The 16,797-nt window shown below is 67.0% G+C and carries 12 protein-coding genes; 5 read left to right on the top strand and 7 right to left on the bottom strand.

All coding sequences use genetic code 11. The annotated features are described in order from the left end of the window. Nucleotides 1–88: 88 nt before the first annotated feature. Nucleotides 89–1,840, bottom strand: a complete 1,752-nt coding sequence (locus tag ACTIFF_RS05340; protein WP_439535899.1) for a pyrroloquinoline quinone-dependent dehydrogenase — start codon at nucleotides 1,838–1,840, stop codon at nucleotides 89–91. A gap of 146 nt (nucleotides 1,841–1,986) precedes the next feature. Here ACTIFF_RS05340 and dnaE point away from each other — a divergent pair, with 146 nt between their 5' ends. The 3 genes from dnaE (at nucleotide 1,987) to ACTIFF_RS05325 (ending at nucleotide 6,883) form a co-directional block, all read left to right on the top strand. Then, nucleotides 1,987–5,511 (top strand): DNA polymerase III subunit alpha, encoded by a 3,525-nt coding sequence (gene dnaE / locus ACTIFF_RS05335; protein ID WP_439535898.1) that lies wholly within the window; start codon nucleotides 1,987–1,989, stop codon nucleotides 5,509–5,511. Then, nucleotides 5,504–6,007: a WbuC family cupin fold metalloprotein gene (locus ACTIFF_RS05330; RefSeq protein ID WP_439535897.1), complete on the top strand. Its 504-nt coding sequence runs from the start codon at nucleotides 5,504–5,506 to the stop codon at nucleotides 6,005–6,007. The genes dnaE and ACTIFF_RS05330 overlap by 8 nt, the downstream gene beginning before the upstream one ends. Nucleotides 6,008–6,154: 147 nt before the next feature. Next, nucleotides 6,155–6,883: a response regulator transcription factor gene (locus ACTIFF_RS05325; protein ID WP_439535896.1), complete on the top strand. Its 729-nt coding sequence runs from the start codon at nucleotides 6,155–6,157 to the stop codon at nucleotides 6,881–6,883. Between the two features lie 71 nt (nucleotides 6,884–6,954). Here ACTIFF_RS05325 and mscL read toward each other — a convergent pair whose 3' ends face one another. Continuing rightward, entirely contained in the window at nucleotides 6,955–7,383 is a 429-nt protein-coding gene (mscL, locus tag ACTIFF_RS05320; RefSeq protein WP_257093907.1) for a large conductance mechanosensitive channel protein MscL, read from the bottom strand. A gap of 229 nt (nucleotides 7,384–7,612) precedes the next feature. Here mscL and ACTIFF_RS05315 point away from each other — a divergent pair, with 229 nt between their 5' ends. Next, the gene (locus tag ACTIFF_RS05315; protein ID WP_439535895.1) at nucleotides 7,613–9,850 is read left to right on the top strand and encodes an AsmA family protein; all 2,238 of its coding nucleotides are present in this window, start codon (nucleotides 7,613–7,615) and stop codon (nucleotides 9,848–9,850) included. A gap of 31 nt (nucleotides 9,851–9,881) precedes the next feature. On the opposite strand, the gene ACTIFF_RS05310 is transcribed toward ACTIFF_RS05315, so the two are convergent. Beyond that, nucleotides 9,882–10,301 carry a GlcG/HbpS family heme-binding protein gene (locus tag ACTIFF_RS05310; RefSeq protein ID WP_439535894.1) on the bottom strand — a complete coding sequence of 140 codons (420 nt, stop codon included), beginning with the start codon at nucleotides 10,299–10,301 and terminating at the stop codon, nucleotides 9,882–9,884. Between the two features lie 319 nt (nucleotides 10,302–10,620). Here ACTIFF_RS05310 and ACTIFF_RS05305 point away from each other — a divergent pair, with 319 nt between their 5' ends. After that, complete coding sequence (locus tag ACTIFF_RS05305; RefSeq protein ID WP_257079143.1) at nucleotides 10,621–11,442, top strand: formate/nitrite transporter family protein; 822 nt, start codon at nucleotides 10,621–10,623, stop codon at nucleotides 11,440–11,442. A 45-nt stretch (nucleotides 11,443–11,487) separates the two neighbouring features. On the opposite strand, the gene ACTIFF_RS05300 is transcribed toward ACTIFF_RS05305, so the two are convergent. The 4 genes from ACTIFF_RS05300 to rsmB are packed head-to-tail and all read right to left on the bottom strand — an operon-like array spanning nucleotide 11,488 to nucleotide 16,696. After that, nucleotides 11,488–12,735 (bottom strand): sigma-54-dependent transcriptional regulator, encoded by a 1,248-nt coding sequence (locus tag ACTIFF_RS05300; RefSeq protein ID WP_439535893.1) that lies wholly within the window; start codon nucleotides 12,733–12,735, stop codon nucleotides 11,488–11,490. A 13-nt stretch (nucleotides 12,736–12,748) separates the two neighbouring features. Next, the gene (locus ACTIFF_RS05295) at nucleotides 12,749–14,851 is read right to left on the bottom strand and encodes an ATP-binding protein (protein ID WP_439535892.1); all 2,103 of its coding nucleotides are present in this window, start codon (nucleotides 14,849–14,851) and stop codon (nucleotides 12,749–12,751) included. Next, nucleotides 14,848–15,441: a DUF4390 domain-containing protein gene (locus ACTIFF_RS05290; RefSeq protein ID WP_439535891.1), complete on the bottom strand. Its 594-nt coding sequence runs from the start codon at nucleotides 15,439–15,441 to the stop codon at nucleotides 14,848–14,850. Before ACTIFF_RS05290 ends, ACTIFF_RS05295 begins: the two co-directional genes overlap by 4 nt. Next, nucleotides 15,434–16,696: a 16S rRNA (cytosine(967)-C(5))-methyltransferase RsmB gene (rsmB, locus tag ACTIFF_RS05285; protein ID WP_439536089.1), complete on the bottom strand. Its 1,263-nt coding sequence runs from the start codon at nucleotides 16,694–16,696 to the stop codon at nucleotides 15,434–15,436. Before rsmB ends, ACTIFF_RS05290 begins: the two co-directional genes overlap by 8 nt. Nucleotides 16,697–16,797: the final 101 nt, after the last annotated feature.

Raw genomic sequence — 16,797 nt, 5'->3', positions numbered from 1 at the left:
ATCGCGCCTCCTGCCGCAACCTGCCTTATGCCGTGGCGTTCATGCCGGCAGCCTGCAATCTGTAAGATTCTTCGACGCCCGGATGCGCTCAGTCCGGCAGGCCGAACACGATGACGGCGTCACCCTGCCGGTAGCCCCAGATGGCGCTGCCGCCTGCAGCCACCGCCACATACGGCTTGCCGTCGAGGGTGAAGGCAATCGGCGGCGCATTCACGCCTGCGCCGGTCTGGAAGCGCCACAGCCGCTTGCCGCTGACGCTGTCGAAAGCGGACAGGTGGCCATTGCCTTCGCCGGTGAACACCACACCGGATTTCAGTGCAAGCACGCCGCCGACCAAAGGTTCATCGGTTCGGGCAGTCCATCTGAGCTTGCCACGCTGCCTGAGGTCGATCGCCGCGAGCACGCCCCACTTCGCCTCGTCCGACGGCTCCATGCTGTCGTAGCGCTGCGCCGGCTTGCCCGCCGTGGCGGCACTTTCCTTGATCCAGTAGCGCATCGGCATGTGCATCGCAGCGACAAAGGCCAGGCCGCGCCCGGCGTCGACGGCGGCCGGCGACCAGTTCACGCCGCCGGCCACGCCCGGCGTGATGCGCGTGCCGTCCTTGCTCGCCGCAGCGAACAGATTGTCCTGCTGCACGAAGGGCTCCGACTTGTACAGCAGCGCGCCACTGGCGCGGTCATGGACGTAGAACCAGCCCAGCTTCGACGCCTGGCCGACCGCCGGCACCATGCGGCCATCCGGTTCGCGGTGGTCGAACAGCACCGCCGGGCTGGCCACGTCGTAGCCCCACTTGTCGTGCGGAATCTGCTGGAAGTGCCAGGCGTAGTCGCCGGTCTTCGCATTGACGGCAACCAGCGACGCGGTATAGAGATTGTCGCCCGGGCGCGTGGTGTCGTTGATCTGCGGGCTCGGGTTGCCGGTGCCGAAGTACAGCAGGCCGCTTTTCTCGTCATAGGCCGGCGCATTCCACACCGAGCCGCCGCCGTACTCCCACGCATCCTTGTGCTGCGGCGCGCTGGCACGCTCGCCGGCGATGTCGCGGTTCAGCGGCAGGCCGTCGGCGGTCTTCTCGACGAAATCGCCCTCCCAGCCGCCATCCTGCGGCTTGCGCACGGTGTCGAACTGCCACACCCGCTGGCCGGTCTTCGCGTCGAAGGCGGCCAGAAAACCGATGCCGCCGTACTTGCCCGCCATGCCGACCACCGACGCGAGTTGGCCGGCGCGGCCGGGCACGTCCAGATGCAGCCCGTACCCCACGCCGTTGATGCCGACGATCACCTTGCCGTCGACCACCAGCGGTGCAGCCGCTGCGCCAACCCCCGAACCGCCGCCAACCTCGCCCTTGATGCCCTCGCTGCTCTCGGTCGTCGCGTTGTCCGGCCGCGCCAGTTCGATGTCCCAGCGCGGCTTGCCGGTGGCGGCGTCGAGCGCAACCAGGCGCGCGTCCACGGTGGCGACGAACACGCGGCCGTCGTCGAACGCCACGCCCCGATTCGCCGGGCCGCAGCACACCTTCTCCGTGCGCTTCTTGTGCGTGTAGCGCCACAGTTCGACACCGGACCGCGCGTCGAGCGCCACCACGTGCGAACCGGGCAGCGACACATACATCTTTCCGCCCACGACCAGAGGCGTGGCCTGGAAGGTCTGCGCGATGCCACTCTGGTAGATCCACTTCGGCACCAGCTTCCGCACGGTCTTGGGTGTGACGCCCGGCAGGTCGGCGAGGCGCGTGTTCGCGTGATCCAGTCCGAAGGTGGGCCATTCCCGGTCTTTCGGCGGGGCGGCGAAGGACAGCCCGGCGTGCAGCGCGAGCGCAAGCGCAAGAGTGGAGCGGATCATGATGAGGAACCCATTCGAGATTCGACGAAGGCTCTGATGATAGGGTCTGTTGACCGTGAATCGCAGGCCGCGTTTTCCGTCATCAGACCCCGGCGCACTGACGATAGCCCGATGCCGCACGCGCGTACCGACGTAAAATCGCGGCCATGAACGACATCAGCCCTGCAGCAACCGCTTCCACGCCGGCCGCCGGCACCGCCTTTGTCCATCTTCGCGTGCACAGCGAATTTTCCATCGTCGACGGCATCGTCACGCTGGACGCGGCCGTCAAGGCGGCCGCGCAGGACCGCATGCCGGCGCTGGCCATTTCGGACCTGACCAATGTGTTCGGCCTGGTGAAGTTCTACAAGGCCGCACGCAGCAAGGGCGTGAAGCCGATTGCCGCGGTCGACGTCTTCATCACCAACGAAGCCGAACGCGACAAACCCCATCGCCTGCTGCTGCTGGCGCGCGATCGCGAAGGCTACGGCACGCTGTGCCGCCTGCTGACCCGCGCCTATCTGGAAAACAAGCACCGCGGCCGGGCGGAAATCCGGCGCGAGTGGTTCGAGGCGGCCGACACCGGCGCAGCCGGCCTGATCGCGCTGTCCGGCGCGATGCAGGGCGATGTCGGGCTGGCGCTGCTGGCCGGCAACATGGAATCGGCGCGCCGGCTGGCGGCCGACTGGTCGCGCCTGTTCAATGGCGATTACTGCATCGAGCTGCAGCGCGCCGGCCATCCGAACACCGAGGTGTATGTGGCCGATGCGTGCGCGCTGGCCATCGAAACCGGCATTCCGGTGGTGGCGACGCACCCGGTGCAGTTCATGGCGCCGGACGATTACAAGGCGCACGAGGCGCGCGTGTGCATCGCCCAGGGCTATGTGCTGACCGACAAGCGGCGGCCGCGCGATTTCACCGAACAGCAGTACTTCAAGACCTCGGCCGAAATGGCCGAGCTGTTCGCCGACATCCCCGAAGCGCTGGACAACACGGTCGAGATCGCGCGCCGCTGCAATCTCACGCTGACGCTGGGCAAGAACTACCTGCCGCAGTTTCCGACGCCACCCGGCATGACGATCGACGACTTCATGATCGCCGAGGCAAAAGCCGGCCTCGAGACACGGCTGGCGCTGCTGTTTCCGGACGAGGCGGTGCGCGCGTCGCGACGCGACGAGTACGAGGCACGGCTCACGTTCGAGTGCGACACCATCATCCAGATGGGTTTCCCCGGCTATTTCCTGATCGTGGCCGACTTCATCAACTGGGCCAAGAAGAACGGCGTGCCGGTCGGGCCGGGTCGCGGCTCGGGCGCCGGCTCGCTGGTCGCCTACTCGCTGGGCATCACCGATCTCGATCCGCTCGCCTATGCGTTGCTGTTCGAGCGCTTCCTGAATCCGGAACGGGTGTCGATGCCCGACTTCGACGTCGACTTCTGCCAGGACAAGCGCTGGATGGTGATCGAGTATGTGCGCCAGAAGTACGGTGCCGACGCGGTCAGCCAGATCGCTACCTACGGCACGATGGCCTCGCGTGCGGTGATCCGCGACGTCGGCCGCGTGCTCGACATGGGCTACAACTTCTGCGACCAGTTGTCGAAGCTGATTCCGGTGGTGCAGAACAAGCCGCTGTCGCTGGCCGAGGCGCGCGAACAGGCGCCGCAACTGGCCGAGCGCGAACAGAACGAGGAAGAAGTGCGCGAACTGCTGCGCCTGGCCGAGCCGCTCGAGGGGCTGGCGCGCAATGTCGGCATGCACGCCGGCGGCGTGCTGATCGCGCCCGGCAAGCTGACCGATTTCTGTCCGCTGTACCAGCAGGACGGCGACGATGCGGCGCCGGTCAGCCAGTTCGACAAGGACGACGTCGAAGCCATCGGCCTGGTGAAGTTCGACTTTCTGGGCCTGCGCAACCTCACCATCATCGAACTGGCCGTCGACTACATCTTGCGCATGACCGGCGAGCGTCCCGATCTGCTGAGCCTGCCCTTCACCGATCCGGCCGCCTACCAGGTGCTGAAGGAAGCCAACACCACGGCCATCTTCCAGCTCGAATCGGAAGGCATGAAGAAGCTGCTGTCCAAACTGCAGCCCGACCGCTTCGAGGACATCATCGCCGTGCTGGCGCTGTACCGGCCGGGACCGCTGGGCTCCGGCATGGTCGATGACTTCATCCTGCGCAAGAAGGGTCAGCAGGCGATCGACTACTTCCATCCGGATCTCGAAGGCTGCCTGTCACCGACCTACGGCGTCATCGTGTATCAGGAACAGGTGATGCAGATTTCGCAGATCATCGGCGGCTACACGCTCGGCGGTGCGGACATGCTGCGCCGCGCCATGGGCAAGAAGAAGCCGGAAGAAATGGCCAAGCACCGAGAAACCATCGCCGCCGGTGCCGCCACCAAGGGTTACGATCCGGCGCTGGCCGAACAGCTGTTCGACCTGATGACGAAGTTCGCGGAGTACGGCTTCAACAAGTCGCACACCGCCGCCTACGCCGTCGTCACCTATCACACCGCCTGGCTGAAGGCCCACCACTGCGCCGCCTTCATGGCCGCGTCGCTGTCGTCCGACATGGACAACACCGACACCGTGAACATCTTCTTCCTCGATGCGAAGAAGAACCGGCTCACCGTGCTGCCGCCCGACATCAACCAGTCCGAATACCGCTTCGTGCCGGTGTCGCGCAGCGAAATCCGCTATGGCCTGGGTGCCGTGAAGGGCACCGGCGAACAGGCAGTGAACGCCATCATCGAGGCGCGTACGCGCGGCGGGCCCTTTGTCGACCTGTTCGACTTCTGCCTGCGCGTCGACCGGCGCGCGGTGAACCGCCGCACGATCGAGGCGCTGATCCGCGCCGGGGCGTTCGACGCGACGCGCGAGGGCGCCAACCCGGACCGCAACATCCTGATGTCCAGCGTCGCACTCGCCATGGAAGCGGCTGAACAGGCGGCCGCCAACGCACACCAGGGCGGCCTGTTCGACGACGCGCCGGCGGGCGTCGGCACCCGGGCGCCCGAGTACGTGAGCTGCAAGCCGTGGACCGAGCGCGAAAAGCTGCAGAACGAGAAGCAGGCGCTGGGCTTCTACCTGTCCGGTCACCCGTTCAACAGCTACGCGCAGGAATTCTCGCGCTTCGCGCGGCGCAAGCTGGCGCAGCTCGAATCGTCGCGCGACCCGACCGTGGTGGCCGGGCTGGTGGTCAGCTCACGCGTGCAGATGACGCGCCGCGGCAAGATGGCGTTCGTGGTGCTGGACGACGGTACGGCGCAGGTCGAGGTATCGGTGTTCAACGAGCTGTTCGACGCCTCGCGCAACAAGCTGCGCGAAGACGAAGTGCTGGTGATCGAAGGCCGCGCGCAGTTCGACGATTACTCCAATTCGATGCGGGTCGTGGCCGAAAGCCTGCTGACCGCCGGTGAGGCGCGCGCCCGCTTTGCGCGCCGGCTCGAACTCAGGGTCAATGGCGAAGTGGCCGGCGCAGGCGGTGCGCGCGCGGCCTGCGCGCGCCTGCGCAGCCTGCTCGAACCGTTCCGCGCCGAGACCGGTTGCCGGGTGCGGCTGCACTACAGCAGCGGCCAGGCGATCGCACCCCTCGATTTCGGGGACCAGTGGCGGGTGCGACTGGACGACGCCCTGTTCGACGGGCTGCGTGACTGGTTGCCGCCCGAATCGGTCGGCGTCACCTATGCCTGAGCACGCACCATCGCGCACCCGGCTGATCGATCTGGCCACATTCGATGCACTCACCGCCCGGGCGCAGGCCAGCCCGCGCCGGCGCATGAATGAAAATCTGCATCCGCACGACGGCCATCCGGCGCACCGCCTGCTCAATGCCATCGAGCCGGACAGCTATGTCCAGCCGCATCGCCATCTGGACCGGGCGAAAGACGAAACCATCCTGTGTCTGCGCGGCCGCTTCGGCTGCATCCTGTTCAACGACGCGGGCGCTGTACAGTCGCTGCATCGGCTGGGTGCGGGCCACGCCTGTGGCATCGACATCGTCCATGGCCAGTTTCACAGTCTGGTCTCCCTGGAATCGGGCTCGATCATGTTCGAAGCCAAATCAGGGCCCTATCTGCCGCTGAACGCCGGGGAACTGGCGCCCTGGGCACCCGGCGCCGGAGATCCCGCGGCCGAGGCCTATCTGCGCTGGATGACGGGTCTGTTCGCTGCCCTGCAGGCGGGCTGACCCCGCTGTGGCATACTCGAATGTCCATTGAGCGGTATCCGGTCACGCTTCAGGCGGCATTTATCATGCATTCCGGCCCTTCAGTCCGCGACATGCCTGCCGTCAACCCTGTCTGACCCGCTCATTTCAACGGATACCCATCCCGCCGTGCAGACTGCCCGAATAGCTTTGCTGGAAGACGACCCGGTCCAGGTTGAAATACTGGGCACCTGGCTGCGTGCCGCAGGTCACGATGTGCATGTGTTCATGCGTTCCCGTGACCTGATGCGCGAAGCGGTGCGTGAAAGTTACGACCTGCTGCTGATCGACTGGGAATTGCCCGACCTGCCGGGTGCAGATGTACTGCGCTGGCTGCGCAACGAGCGCCAGCTGCAGACGCCGGTCATTTTCGTGACGGCGCGCCAGGACGAGAACGACATCGTCACCGCGCTGGCAGCGGGGGCCGACGACTACATCGTCAAGCCGGCGCGACGCCTGGAACTGCTGACCCGGATCGAGGCTGTGCTGCGCCGCAGCCGCCCGCCGGCGGACCAGCCGGTGGTTGAAGCCGAGCCCTACCATTTCGACCTGAATTCGCACACGGCGCGCCTGCACAACGAGGTTGTCGACCTGACCGAACGCGAGTTCGAGCTGGCTGTATTCCTGTTCCGCAACGTCGGTCGCCTGGTGTCGCGCGGCCACCTGCTGGAATCGTTGTGGGGCCGCAAGGGCGATGTGCCGACACGCACCGTCGATACCCACATGTCGCGCGTGCGTTCGAAGCTCGCCCTGCGACCGGAGAACGGTTATCGACTGGCATCGACCTACAACTATGGCTACCGGCTTGAGCGGGTGTCCGGCGATGCACGGCCAGCCGAGGGCGAAGCGGTGGACTGAGCCGCACAACGCGCAGAACGACAATAAAAAAGGAGCCATCGGCTCCTTTTTTGTTGCGTGCCCGATCCGGACTACTTCGACAGCGAATCGCGGATCTGGCGCAGCAGCACGACTTCTTCGGGTGGCTCGGCCGGTGCCGCCGGTTCCGCCGCCTCTTCACGCTTGAGGCGGTTGATCTGCTTCACCATGATGAAGATGATGAAGGCAAGAATGACGAAATTGAGCGCAATCGTCAGGAAGCTGCCCCATGCAAACACCGGCACGCCCGCCTTCTTCAGGTCGGCCAGCGTTTCCGGCACGCCAGGTGGAATGTCCTTGAGCACGATGAAGAACTGGCTGAAATCCAGGCCGCCGAAAATCGCACCCACGATGGGCATGATCAGATCGGCGACGACCGAGTCGACGATCTTGCCGAAGGCTGCGCCGATGATGACGCCCACCGCGAGGTCGACGACATTGCCCTTCATGGCGAATGCCTTGAATTCCGAAACGAAGCTCATGCTGATCTCCTTGTTGATATGGCTGCACTTCGCGCGCGGGCGGCGCGCGCGAACCGATGACTTCCGGCGGCGAGGAAGATAGCACACGGCCGACGTGGCGCCGGTCCGGGCTGCCCACCGCCATCTCTGATACGCTCGCCAGCCACCGTGCCGCTTGCATCAGCCGGATCGAGCACCGTCCGGCAACGCGGCACGTGTCATCAGCCGGTCTGTTTCGTATGGAGAAGGCATGAAGATACTCAAGCTTGCCGCTTTTGCGCTCGGCGGCATCGCTGCGCTGCTCGCCGCGGCCGTGCTGTATGTGGCGATCACCTTCGATGCCGTCCGCGTGAAGGAAGAACTCAGGCGGGTCGTGCTTGAACAGAAGCAGCGTACGCTGGACATCGAAGGCGACGTGGACCTGTCGTTCTATCCGAACCTCGGCCTCAAGCTGGGCCGCACCGCGCTGTCCGAACACAATTCGACCGAACGTTTCGCTGCGATCGACAGTGCGCGCGTATCGGTCGCCGTGCTCCCGCTGCTGTCGGGTTCGCTGGTCATCGACGAGATCCGGGTCGAGGGCGCCAGCGTCGCACTGGTCCGCTACAAGGACGGCTCGTTCAACTTCGAAGACCTGCTCTCGGCCGAAAAGGACGAGGGCTCGCCGGTCCGCTTCGACATCGCCGGGCTGAAGCTGTCGCGTTCGGCGCTCGCTTTCCGCGACGAGGGCAGCGGTGCGGCACACACGCTGGGCGACATCGAGCTGGCGGTCGGCAAGCTGTCGAATGCGGCACGCGGCAAACTCGACATCGCAGCGCGCTGGACGTCGGCGCAGCCGACGGCCGACATGCGCATCGTGCTGACTGCAGGCTATGACTATGACCTGCCGACCCAGCGCTTCGCGCTCGAAGCGCTGAGCGCGACCATGGACGGCACGCTGCTCGACCTGACGGACCTGCGCGCCGCATTGACATCGACCCGGCTCGAAGCTGGCGCCGAAGGCCGCATCGACATCCAGAAGCTGGCGTTTGACCTGTCCGCCAGACGGGCCGGCGAGGCGCTGTCGGCGAAACTGGAAGCGCCTGCGCTGCAACTCGATGCCAGCGGCGCGCGCGGCGACGAAATCAGTCTGGCCGCAAAGATCGATTCGAGCGTCCGCATGGCGGACATCAAGCTGCAGCTCAAGGGCATCGAAGGCAGCCCGCAGGCGATCCGGGTGAGCGGACTGACGCTGGCGCTGGATGCCCGTCAGGACACGGCGACCGTCAAGGCCACCCTGGCCACGCCGCTGAGCGTTCAACTGGACGGGCCGTCCGGCGAGCTGTCGGCACTCGAGGGCTCGATCGACATCGCGCATCCGTCATTGCCGATGAAGAGCGTCAAGCTGCCGGTCAAGGGCTCGGCGCGCGCCGACCTGAAGGCGCAGACCGCAGCGCTCGATCTCGACACACGGCTCGACGACAGCCACATCCTGCTCAAGCTCGCCGCGACCCGCCTGCAGCCGCTGGCGCTGACGTTCGACGTCGACATCGACCAGCTCGATCTGGATCGCTACCGCTCACCCGCGCCGGCTGGCGATCCCGCCAGACCCGCAGCAGGCAACCCGGACGACACGCCGGTCGACCTGTCCGCGCTGCGCGACATCAATGCCAGCGGCCGCGTGCGCATCGGTGCGCTGCAGCTGGCCGGCGTGAAGATGACGAAGATGACGCTGAATGTGAAGGCGTCGAACGGAAAGCTGGAGGTGTCGCCCTATTCGGCTGCGCTGTATCAGGGCGCGGCCAGCGGTGCGCTCAGCCTGAATGCCGATGGCAACCGCATCGCGCTGAAGCAGACGCTGTCGGACATCGACGTGCATCCGCTGATCCGCGACGCAGCCGGCAAGGACCTGCTGGAGGGGCGCGGCACGGTCATGCTGGATATCGCGACCTCGGGTACAACGGTCGGCGCCCTGAAGCGCGCACTCGATGGCAATGCGTCGCTGAAGCTGCGCGACGGCGCGATCCGCGGCATCAACCTGGCGAAAAGCCTGCGCGAGGCGAAGGCGAAGCTGGGCGGCGGCGCCACCGTGCAGCAGGCCAGCGCCACCGAAAAGACCGACTTTTCAGCACTCAGCGCCAGCTTCCGCATCGACGACGGCATCGCCCGCAATTCGGATCTGACGGCCAGCTCGCCCTTTCTGAGGCTGGCCGGTGCCGGCACCGTCAATCTGCCCGACGCCAGTGTGGATTACCTGGCGCGCGTCACGCTGGCCGCGACCAGCAAGGGGCAGGACGGTCGCGCCGTCGACGAACTCAAGGGCGTGACCGTGCCGGTGCGCCTGTACGGGCCATTCGCGAGCCTTGACTACAAGATCGAGTTCGCCGACCTGGTGAAGGGCGCGGCCAGAACGGCGGTCGAACAACAGAACCAGAAACTGCAGGAAAAAGCCCGTGACAAGGTGCAGGAACAGGTCGGCGACAAGCTGAAAGGGCTGTTCGGCCGCTGAGCTCCCACAGGATCTCGCCCGTAAGGGCTCTTCAGACCGGCATTTCCCAGCTCGCCCCGATGGCCGCGATGCCGGCGCGGGCGACGATGGCATCTTCGCTGGACTTCACGCCCGATACGCCGACCCCGCCGACGCATTCGCCGTCCACGATGATCATTTCGCCGCCTTCCAGCGGCAGCACCGGCATCCGCAATGCGGCCAGACGGCCGCTGTTGACCACGTCCTCGATCGCCTTGCTCGGCTTGCGCGCCAGCGCGCAGGTGCGGGCCTTCTCCGGTGCGATCTGGGTGCTCATCGGCGGCGCACCGTCAAGGCGTTGCAGCCACATCAGGTTGCCGCCGTCGTCGACGATGGCGATGGTGACGGGCCAGTTGCGTTTCAGGGCTTCGGCTTCCGCCGCGGCCGCAATCTGCCGCGCGTCGTCGAGCGTCAGGGTGAGGCGGGTTCTCATGGTCGTACTCCGTCAATGTCAAGAGAGGGCGTTGAACCCCGACGACGGTGCTGCCCCGCAGCGTTGCGGAGAAGGCCGGTCAGGGGTTTTCATGCGACGCTTGGCCGTGACGGGTGGTCCGGCGGGTGCGCGGGCCGGCGGGCGGATTGCTCACCGGCACTGTGCGTCTGGCTGACTACTGTGGTGCATGTTCCGCGCGGCGAGCGAACTGGTGGGCTGCCGCGGGGCCGGCAATCTACCGGCGTCACGGTGAGCATCCTACACTGTCGGCCTGCCCGCGCGAGACGGGTTCCGCACACAAAACCGACAAGGAGCACGCATGGCCAGCAATCTGGGGATCGATCTGTACTCGCCGAAGGAGATTGCCGAGAAGGTCGAGAACATCGGCATCGTCAAAGCCAACCTGCCGGTGCGCACGATGTTCATGCTCGGTGTGCTGGCCGGCGCCTTCATCGGCTTCGGTGCGCTGTACTTCACGCTGGTGGCCAGCGATGCCTCGCTCGGCTTTGCGCTGACCCGTGTGCTCGGCGGGCTGGCCTTCTCGCTCGGCCTCATTCTGGTGGCCGTGGCCGGCGCCGAGTTGTTCACCGGCAACAACTTCCTGGTCATGGCCTGGGCCGAGGGGCGCATTCCGTTCAGTCTGCTGGCGCGCAACTGGGCCATCGTCTACGTGGCGAATGCAGTCGGCGCGCTGGGCATGGTGGCGCTGGTGTTCCTGTCGCATCACGGCGACATGAATGGCGGCGCGGTGGCGGAAACCTATGTGAAGGTGGCGGCGGCCAAGACGGCCACACCTTTCCTGATCGTGTTCGTGAAGGGCATCCTGTGCAACGCGCTGGTCTGCCTCGCGGTCTGGCTGGCGACCGCCGGGCGCAGTGTGACCGACAAGGTGCTGGCCATCGTGTTTCCGGTGTCGGCCTTTGTCGCCGCCGGCTTCGAACACTGTATCGCCAACATGTATTTCATTCCGATGGGCATGCTGCTGCACGCCAACGGCGTGCTCCCGGCAGGCGTCGATCTGTCCGGCCTGACCGCGGCCGGGCTGGCCGGCAATCTGGTCGCGGCGACGCTGGGCAACATCGTCGGCGGCAGCATCCTGGTCGCCGGCGTTTACTACATGACCTTCCGCCAGCGCGCCTGACGCGGTCCGGGCGTCCGGCCCGGTGCCGCGGTGCAGTCCCGGACTTCAGTCCTGATGCTCGGTACGCCGGCCAACCGGCAGCCCGAGCTGCTTGAGCTTGCGGTACAGGTGGGTGCGCTCGAGCCCGGAGCGTTCGGCCAGTCGGGTCATGTTGCCGCCTTCGCGTTCCATGTGGTGTTCGAAATACAGCCGCTCGAACGCCTCGCGCGCATCGCGCAGGGGCTGGTTCAGACCGGGCAACGCCGCGTTGCCGGCCGGACGCAGCAGCGCGCGCAGTGCGCTCGCGTCGAGATCGTCATCGAGGGTGGCCAGCGCGGCCGAGCGCAGCGCCGACACCAGTTCGCCGTAACCGCCCGGCCACGGATGCTGACGCAGCAGCGGACGCGCCGACTCGGCCAGCGCGCGTGACGGAATTTCGCCCGCGTCCGCCATGTGCTTGAGCACGTCGTCGGCCAGATCGGCGATTTCGTCGCGCAGTTCGGCCAGCGTAGGCAGCGGCAGCACGACGTCGAACAGCCGCGACAGCACGGCGTCATCCCAGCCGGCGGCCTGCAGCTCTGCCGGCGCCTGGGCGCAACTGGCAACCAGTCTCGCATCGAGCCGCTCCAGCCGGTCGACCGCAAAGGCGAGGTTCTTCTGCTGCATGCGCGACAACGTGGCAATGTCGCCGGCGTGGATGACGCCGCCGCGCGCCGCGTCGAGCTGTTCCTGCGTGATGGCGCCGGGAATGCCGGCCAGTTCGATCCAGCGCCGCCCGGGCACCGCCAGCGTGCGTGCGGCCAGTTCCGCGAAGCTCGACGGGCCGCAGCGCAGCATGATGATGCGCGAGCGGCTGGCCATCTGTTCCAGCCGGCGGCGCAGGTCGCGCAGCGCCCCGCCGCGCGTGACGCCGGCCAGCGAAGGGGCGGCCGGGCGCTGTTCGGCCGGCGCACTGCGGATCAGCGCGCGCTTCACGCTGGACAGCAGCTTGGCCAGTGCGATCGGCTTCTCGAGGAAATCGAGCGCGCCGATGCGTGTCGCCTCGACCGCCGAATCGATGGTGCCGTGGCCGGACATCATGATGACCGGCATCGTCAGTTGCCCGCCCGAGGCCCATTCCTTCAACAGCGTGATGCCATCCGTGTCCGGCATCCAGATGTCCAGCAGCACCAGATCGGGTCGTGCGGCCAGCCGCGCAGTGCGCGCCGCCGCCGCGTTCTCCGCCAGCGTCACGTCGTGCCCTTCGTCCCGCAGGATTTCGGACAGCAACTCCCGGATGCCCATCTCGTCGTCGACCACCAGTATGCGAGCCATGTCTTCCTGACTTTCAGGCTGCCAGCGGCAGCGCTATGCGGATTTCAGCGCCTTGCGGCGCGATGTTTTCGATTTCGATACGACCAGCGTGCTCATCCACGATCTTCTTCACGATGGCCAGCCCCAGGCCTGTGCCACGTGCTTTCGACGTGACATAGGGTTCGAATGCGCGCGCCAGCACATGGGCCGGAAAGCCATGGCCGTTGTCGCGCACCGACAATTCGACGCGATTGCCGCGGCGGCGTGTATGCACGCTGATCTGCGGCGCGCCGGCATCGGCCGAGGCGTCCTGCGCATTCTGCAGCAGGTTGTGGATGACCTGTCGCAGCTGGCCGGCGTCTCCGCTGATGTCCGGCAGGTCGGCCGCCAGATGCCGCTCGATGCGCGGCGTCGAGGTTTCGTACAGACCGAGCACTTCGTCGACCAGCCGGTTCAGGTCAAGCGGCGTCAGCACCGGCTGCGGCAGGCGCGCATAGTCGCGGAAGGAATTGACCATGTTCTTCATCGCCTCGACCTGGTCGACGATGGTCGAGGTGGCACGCGCCAGCAGGCGCTGGCCATCCTCGTCGAGCTTGTCGGACAGCTTGAACTGCAGCCGCTCGGCCGACAGCTGTATCGGCGTCAGCGGATTCTTGATCTCGTGCGCCAGCCGGCGCGCCACCTCGCCCCATGCAGCGCTGCGCTGGGCGGCGATCAGCTGCGTGATGTTGTCGAACACCACGACGAAACCACCGCCGCCGGCCTGCGGCAGCTGCGAGCCGCGCAGCAGCAGCGTCTTGCCCGGGCCGAACGGATCGGCGATGTCGATCTGCCGGCTCCACGACTCCTGCCCCTCGTCGATGGCCGCCAGGATGGTGTCGCGCAACTCCGGATGACGCGGCCATTGAGCCAGTGCAATGTCTTCCCAGCCTTCGAGCCGGTCGTCGAGGATGGCCAGCGCGCCCTGGTTGGCGGCGCGCAGCCGGGTGGACGGACTGAACGCCAGCACCCCGGTCGACAGGTTGCCGAGCACGCCTTCGAGGTAGGTGCGTGCCGCCTCGGTTTCGCTGCGGCTGCGCTCGGCCTGCGCGCGCGCATCGTTGAGCTGTTCGGTCATGCGGCGGAACGACTGGGTCAGCGTGCCCAGTTCGTCGCGCGTGGCGAGCGCCGGGATAGGGCTGAAGTCGCCCTGCATCACGGCATCGGTCCCGCGCGCCAGGATGGACAGCGGCGCCGACATGCGCCGGCTGATGACGAAGGCCACGGCCAGTGCCGACAGCAGCGCGAGCAGCAGCGCCAGCGTCAGCGTCAGCGCGAAGATGCGCTTGAGTCCGGCGCGCGCCAGCGACAGCTCCTGATAGTCGCGATAGGCGCTCTGCACCGCTTCCGCGTTCAATGCCAGCGAAGCCGGCAGCGGCTGCAGCAGCTGCAGCACCGGGGCGTCGGACGCCAGCGTCGCGCCGCCGATGAACACCAGCGCACGCACGGTCAGGCCGTCGTTGCTGTCGGTGTCCACCGTGGTCAGACCCATGCCCTGCCGCGCCCGCCGCAGCTGCGACGGCGACGGCAACGCCGGCACCAGCCGGGTGGCCGACGAACTGGTCGTGACCACCTGTCCCTGCGGTGAAAACAGCGTCGCACTGGCCACACCGGCCTGCTCACGCAGCACGTCGAGCCGTGCGCTGCGCTTGAGCGGCGGTGTGTCGGACAGGTCGCGCGCCATCGTGCGGGCCTTGTCCAGCAGGTCGGCCGACAGGTAGTCGAGCGTGTTGCGCCCGAGGATGAGACCGCCTTCGAGGGCCTGTTCGATGCGCACGTTGAACCACGAATCGACGGAGCGCGAAACGAAATTCACCGACAGCACGTAGATCAGCGCACCCGGCGCCACCGCCAGTGCAGCAAACGCCGCGAACAGGCGCAGCTTCAGGCGCGAGCCGAACACCGCGGCGCGGTGCTCGCGCAGCAGGTGCGCCACCAGCCACGTCACCAGACCGAGCAGACCAAGCGCCACAGCCACATTCAGGCCGAGCAGCAGCGGGTAGCTGCGCGCGAACAGCGCGGTATTTTCGCTGGCCAGCGACAGCAGCAGCAGCAGCACGCCACTGAGCGCCGTGCTGGCGAAGATGAAATTCCTCATCGCCGCACCGCCTGCTGCGCGGTGAAGCCCCAGCGCTGCCATTCGGATTCCAGCGTCCAGTCGCGGTTGCTCATCGCGCTGAGCTGGAACGGTTTGGGCAGCTGGGTCACGTCGAGCCGCAGGCGCAATGCGGCGACATAGCTGTCACCGGGCTTCAGACGCCCAGAATCGATCACCGGCCAGCTGCGCAGCCGGCCGATCAGATTGAGCGCTTCGTCCAGCGTGTCGAAGCCCTGATGCAGCGCGCCGGTGGACACCCGGTACTGCTGGGTCAGTGCGTGATAGCTCAGACGGTAGGTCAGCGCACGTTCCACCACGTCCTCATCGAGCCAGTACCAGCGCGGCCGGCTGATCTCGAATTCGAGCACGAAGTACAGCGCCACGCCACGCGTCACCGCTTCGGCCAGCCGCGGCGACAGCGTGACGCCGATGTCGGTCGACAGCTGATAGCCCTCGTCACCGTGATCGAGCCGGACGTCGCGCATTTCCACACCGGCCGTGGCCGGGCCGGACGTCAGCAGGCAGACCGTCAGCAGGCAGGCCAGGATGCCGCGCCAGACCCCCGGCCAGAGCGGGAGCCGTTCAGGCACCGGGGGTCTTCTGCAGCAGGGCGTAGTAGAACCCGTCATGCTCGGCGTCCGGCAGCAGTTGCAGATCGAATGCGCCGCATGGACTCAGGCGTTGGCAGTCGGCGTGGCGGGTCACGAAGGCGGCGACCTGTTTGTGGTTTTCCGCGCGGAACACCGAACAGGTGGCGTAAAGCAATTTACCACCTGGCGCCAGCACGCGCCAAAGGCTGTCCAGCAGGGCGCGCTGCTGCTTCGCAAAACGGGCGATGTCGTCCGGCCGGCGCAGCCACTTCGCATCCGGATGGCGCCGCACGACGCCGGACGCGCTGCACGGCACGTCAGCCAGGATGCGGTCGAACAGCCTGCCGTCCCACCACTTGTCGACCGCCGCGGCATCGCCGATCTGCACCCGACCGTCCAGCCCGAGCCGCGCGAAATTCTCGCTGATGCGCTGGGCACGCGGCGCGCTGTGGTCGAGCGCCAGCAGTTCGATGTCGGCGCATTCCAGCAGATGGGACGCCTTGCCGCCCGGCGCCGCGCAGGCATCGAGCACGCGCTGCCCGGCACGCACGTCGAGCAGCCCGGCGGCGCGCTGGGCGCCCAGATCCTGCACCGACATCAAACCGTCGGCGAAGCCCGGCAGGCGGGCCACCGGGCACGGCTTGTCGAGCAGCAGGCCGGCATCGCCGTGACGGGTCGTTGCGATGTCTTCGGCCGCCAGGCGGGCCTGCACCTCATCCACGGTGGCGCGCCGGAGATTGACGCGCAGTGCCATCGGCGGATGGGCATTGCCCTGCTGCGCGATGTCCTGCCAGTGGCTCGGGTGGTCGCGGCGCAACCGGTCAAGCCACCAGCGCGGGTGTTGCAGGCGCGCCGCATCGTCGCCGGCGACTGCGGCATCCAGTTCGGCGTCGCGCCGCTGCGCGCTGCGCAGCACTGCATTCATCAGCCCGCCGAAGCGGTCACCGCCCAGCGTGCGCGCCGCGTCGACCGCCTGACTGACCGTGGTGTGCGCGCTGTCCGGTCGCGCATCGAGGCGGCACAGCGCGACCAGCAGCAAGGCACGGCGATCAAGTTCGCGCAGCGGCTTGGGCACCAGTACGGCGAGACGGGTTTCGATGGCGGCGTGCGCACGCAGGCACTGGTAAGCCAGATCGCGCACGGCGGCGGTATTGGTCGACAGGGCGTCAGGCGTGCGGCTGAACGCGTCGTCCAGCGCATCACCCTTCAGCACGGCAGCCACGGCGTGGGCGGCGCCAAGCAGGGCCGCCGCCAGTGAATCGGCGGCGACCGGTTGGCCGGCGGAAGAAGCGGAATTCAAGGTGTGTACACCGGCAGTAGGCGAGTCATGGCCCGCTCCGGAGCGGCTCCGGAATC

It is taken from the genome of Methyloversatilis sp. (genome assembly GCF_051861465.1).
Lineage (GTDB): Bacteria > Pseudomonadota > Gammaproteobacteria > Burkholderiales > Rhodocyclaceae > Methyloversatilis.
This window is presented reverse-complemented; position numbering and strand designations above follow the sequence as displayed.